Annotated in this window: 4 protein-coding genes; 2 read left to right on the forward strand and 2 right to left on the reverse strand. The window is 70.3% G+C overall.

The window, feature by feature from the left end:
- A partial coding sequence (locus VFL64_RS12475) for a DHH family phosphoesterase (RefSeq protein ID WP_489540703.1) occupies positions 1 to 723 on the reverse strand: 723 nt, incomplete at its 3' end.
- Positions 720 to 1,652, reverse strand: a complete 933-nt coding sequence (locus tag VFL64_RS12480; protein WP_489540704.1) for a hypothetical protein — start codon at positions 1,650 to 1,652, stop codon at positions 720 to 722. The genes VFL64_RS12475 and VFL64_RS12480, both read right to left, overlap by 4 nt.
- Before the next feature lie 77 nt (positions 1,653 to 1,729).
- Between VFL64_RS12480 and VFL64_RS12485 the strand changes: the two genes are divergently transcribed.
- Both VFL64_RS12485 and VFL64_RS12490 read left to right on the forward strand, forming a co-directional pair.
- Positions 1,730 to 2,593 (forward strand): UDP-2,3-diacylglucosamine diphosphatase, encoded by an 864-nt coding sequence (locus VFL64_RS12485; protein WP_489540705.1) that lies wholly within the window; start codon positions 1,730 to 1,732, stop codon positions 2,591 to 2,593.
- A partial coding sequence (locus VFL64_RS12490; RefSeq protein WP_489540706.1) for a glycosyltransferase family 4 protein occupies positions 2,590 to 3,467 on the forward strand: 878 nt, incomplete at its 3' end. The genes VFL64_RS12485 and VFL64_RS12490, both read left to right, overlap by 4 nt.

Consider the following 3,467-nt stretch of genomic DNA (forward strand, 5'->3'; position numbering starts at 1 on the left):
CGTGCCCAGCGCCACCAGGTCGAGCAGCGCGTCCAGCCGCGGCTGGTTCTCGGGCGTGAACACGCCGCGCTCGCGCAGCTCGCTGCGCAGCGCCAGCAGCACGTAGAACATCACGCCCACGCCGGCCAGGTGCTTGCTGGCAAAGCCGCAATCGGGCTGGTTGGGGTTCACGATCACCGTGGCGTCGGGCAGCACGATGCGCTCGCCTTCCTTGGCGGGCAGGTGGTGGTCGGTCACCACCACGGCCAGCCCCTTCTCGCGCGCGTAGGCCACGCCGGCGAGGCTGGCGATGCCGTTGTCGACGGTGACCAGCACGTCGGGCTTCTTCTGCAGCGCGAGGTCGACGATGGCCGGCGTGAGGCCGTAGCCATGCACCGCGCGGTCAGGCACCACGTGGTGCAGCGTGCCGGGCCGTGCGCCCAGCAGGGCGAGGCCGCGCAGGGCGACGGCACAGGCGGTGGCGCCGTCGCAGTCGTAGTCGGCCACCACGCACAGGCGCTGGCCGGCGGCGATGGCATCGGCCAGGAAGCGTGCTGCAGCCTGTGTGCCCAGCAGGCCGCTGGGCGGCAGCAGGCGTGCGAGGCCGTCGTCGAGCTCCTCGGCGCTGCGCACGCCGCGCGCGGCGAACAGGCGTGCCAGCAGCGGGTGCACGCCGGCCTGCTCCAGCGCCCAGACGGTGCGGGGCGGCGCTTCGCGCAGGGTGATCTTGGGGCTGCTGCTCACAGTGCTTCCAGCACGGGTGCCACCGGCGGCGGCGAGAAGCGCCTGCCCATGCGCGACCACAGGCCCTGCGCCTGCGGCTCGAAGCGTTGCGCGAAGCGCTCGCCGCACAGCGTGAGCGTGACCGCTTCGCCCGCGCGTGCACGCTCCAGCGCCTGCTTCACCTCGTGGGTGTCGATGGCCTGCCAGGCTTCGGCCCAGCCGGCCCAGTTGGAGCCCACGGCGCTCGTGCGCAGCCCGCTCGCGCAGACCATGCCTTCAGGTGCCTTCACAGGCTGGGCGCGGCCACAGCCGCTGAGCCAGAACGAGTTGACCGGCAGCGCGCCCTGGCCGACGCGGTGGTCGTTGAGCGGGTGCTGGTAGAGCAGCATCTGCACTTCGTTCTGCAGGCGGCGGATCAGGCGCGCCTGCGGCGTGGGGGGCAACCAGAGGTCGATGTTGCGACCGATCACGCGGTCGAGCGAGGCACTGGGCAAACCGGCCAGCGAGTCGTGTGCGGCGTACCAGCGCATGGGGGCGCCCCAGGCCATGACCCAGCCTTCGCTTTCGAAGAGTGGCTTCACCGCTTCGAACAAGGTGTGCGACTCCTGTGCGCTCAGGTGCAGGTTGGCCGGGTCGGGCAGGCTGACGTGGTCGGCGCCCACGTGCCAGTGCACTGGCGTGAGCTGGCCCCAGGCGTGCGTGCCGGTGTCGATGCCGTCGCGCGCCGCGTTGCGCGCGGCCCAGGGGAAGGCGCCGTCTTCGCCCTGCCAGCCCAGGGCGTTCGCCAGGGCCAGCTCGTGCGGCGGGCTGAGGCTGTATTCGTCGCTGCCGAGGCGTTCGGTCGGGCTCAGGCGGGCCAGCAACTGGGTGAGGTTGGGGAGCTTGAGCTTGCGCAGGGTGTGCGCGCCGCGCTCGGAAAGCGCCGAGGCGAAAGGGATCAGCAGGTGCATCCGACGATTATCGGTGCAGCACAAACGTCATCGCGCCTTCATGGGGGCGTCATACCGGGCGGTGACCATGCCATTCCATGCAAAGAGAAGCCGCCTTCCTGAGTGCATGGTCGAACGCCCCGGCTCCCGCAGCCGACGACGTGCCTGGCGAAGATGTGCAGCGCTACCGCAGCCTGTGGATCTCCGACCTGCACCTCGGCACGCCCGGCTGCCAGGCGCAGGCGCTGCTCGACTTCCTCAAGCGCACCGAGTGCGAGCACCTCTTCCTGGTGGGCGACATCATCGACGGCTGGCAGCTGCGTCGCAGCTGGTACTGGCCGCAGGCGCACAACGACGTGATCCAGAAGCTCTTGCGCAAGGCACGCAAGGGCACGCGGGTGATCTTCATTCCCGGCAACCACGACGAGTTCGCGCGCCGCTACGTGGGCCACAACTTCGGCGGCATCGACGTGGCCGAGGAATGGGTGCACCAGACGGCCGACGGCAAGCGGCTGTGGATCACGCACGGCGACTACTTCGACGGCGTGATCCAGTGCGCCAAGTGGCTGGCCCACGTGGGCGACACGCTGTACGAGTTCACGCTCAAGCTCAACCGCCACCTCAACTCGCTGCGCGCGCGGCTGGGCCTGCCGTACTGGAGCCTCTCCAAGTACCTCAAGCTCAAGGTCAAGCGCGCGGTCAACTTCATCGGCGACTTCGAGAGCGCGGTCGCCAAGGAGGCGCGGCGCCGCGGTGCGCAGGGCGTGGTTTGCGGCCACATCCACCACGCCGAGCTGCGCGAGATCGACGGCATCGTCTACGCCAACGATGGCGACTGGGTCGAAAGCCTCACGGCCCTGGCCGAGCATGCCGACGGCCGGCTGGAGATCATCGACTGGGCGGCGCACATGCGCGAGCGCCGCCTCCAGGCCGCCACCGAGGCGCGGGAGGTGCTGGCATGAAGATCGTGATCGTCACCGACGCCTGGGCGCCCCAGGTCAACGGCGTGGTCACCACGCTGGTCGAGCTGGAGCAGGGGCTCAAGGCCCGCGGCCACGAGGTGCTGATGATCGAACCCTCGGGCTTCAAGCGTTTCCCGTGCCCCGGCTATCGCGAGATCGAACTCGCCTGGCGGCCCGGGCGGCGCGTGGCCGAGATGCTCGACGCCGCCGGCGCCGACGCCATCCACATCGCCACCGAAGGCCCGCTGGGGTCAGCGGCGCGCTCGCATTGCCTGCGCCGCGGCTGGGCCTTCACGACCGCCTTCCACACGCGCTTCCCGGACATCCTGGCGCGCGCCCTGCACATCCCCGAGCGCTGGGGCTATGCCTGGTTCCGCCGTTTCCATGCCAGGTCGAGCGGGATCATGGTGCCCACGGCCGGCATGCTCGACATCCTGAAAGGCCACGGCTTCTCGCCGCTGAAGCCCTGGTCGCACGGCGTGGACCTGAGCCTGTTCAAGCCGGAGGAGGGCGCGGACTTCGGCCTGCCGCGGCCGGTCTTCCTGTACGTGGGCCGGGTCAGCTACGAGAAGAACCTCGAAGCCTTTCTCAAGCTCGACCTGCCCGGCTCCAAGGTGGTCTACGGCGTGGGCCCGCTCGAAGAACGCCTGCGCCGGGAATACCCCGGGGTGCACTGGCGGGGCGTGGTGCCTCGCCGCGAACTGGTGAAGGTGTACAGCGCGGCCGACGTCTTCGTGGTCCCCAGCCGCTCGGAGACCTTCGGCCTGGTCATGCTCGAAGCCATGGCCTGCGGCACACCGGTCGCCGCCTACCCGGTGCCCGGGCCTCTGGACGTGGTGGCGCCCCAGCAGAACGCCGAAGATGGCGGCGTGTT

Origin of the sequence: Rhizobacter sp., from assembly GCF_035702065.1 — a bacterium.
Lineage (GTDB): Bacteria > Pseudomonadota > Gammaproteobacteria > Burkholderiales > Burkholderiaceae_C > Rhizobacter.